Here is a 746-nt window from a genome sequence, read left to right as displayed (position 1 = left end):
AGCAAACTACGATTGTTTGCAGCGCCATTAGACAAGATACCCCAGCGCACACCGATCTCTTTACTAAAGCTATCGGTCGCACTCACAATGCGCGCTTCAATCATCACTTGGCGTACAGGAATGTCAATTTTACTAATAAGTTCGCGAATGTTCTCGATGCTATCTGCGATATCCTTTACGATTAAAGTGTTGGTACGCTCATCAATAGTGACTGTGCCGCGCGGTGAGAGTAGCGTGCTGTTATCTTCAAAGCGATTACCAATACCAATATTATTATTGGCTCCAATATTGTTATTAATCGCCCCACCGATATTGTTGTTACCTGTTGAGCCGCTCCCTTGAGAGATCAGATTAAACACATCTTCTGCTCTAGCGTAGCTTAGACGAATATATTCGGTACGTAGCGGCGCGTATGCTTTTACCGCCTGCTGTGCTGCCAGCTCACGCGCTTCTTGTTCAGCAAGTTCAGTAGATGGCGCAACCAAAATGACGTTACCATTCTCACGCTTGCCAAGATTTTTACTCTTTAGAATAATATCTAGCGCTTGATCCCAAGGTACGTTAATGAGGCGTAAGGTAATATTGCCGGCGACAGAATCACTCGCGACGATATTCATATCGGTAAACTGCGCCAAGATATCTAAAACGCTACGAACCTCAACGTCTTGGAACTCCATTGATAAGGCTTCACCTGTATAGACTCTCTCCTCCAAAGTCGGCTCTCGCAGCATCTCAGGCTCTTTAAC

At 45.3% G+C, this 746-nt stretch carries 1 protein-coding gene; it reads right to left on the bottom strand.

Features of this window, described 5'->3' with window-relative positions; all coding sequences use genetic code 11:
* The coding region (locus ACTXGO_RS15365) for a secretin N-terminal domain-containing protein (RefSeq protein ID WP_443575129.1) at positions 1 to 746 on the bottom strand (746 nt) is incomplete at both ends.

The sequence above is a fragment of the Psychrobacter sp. T6-1 genome (assembly GCF_052258445.1).
Note: the sequence above shows the minus strand (reverse complement) of the source record. Positions and strands in the feature narration are given on the sequence as shown.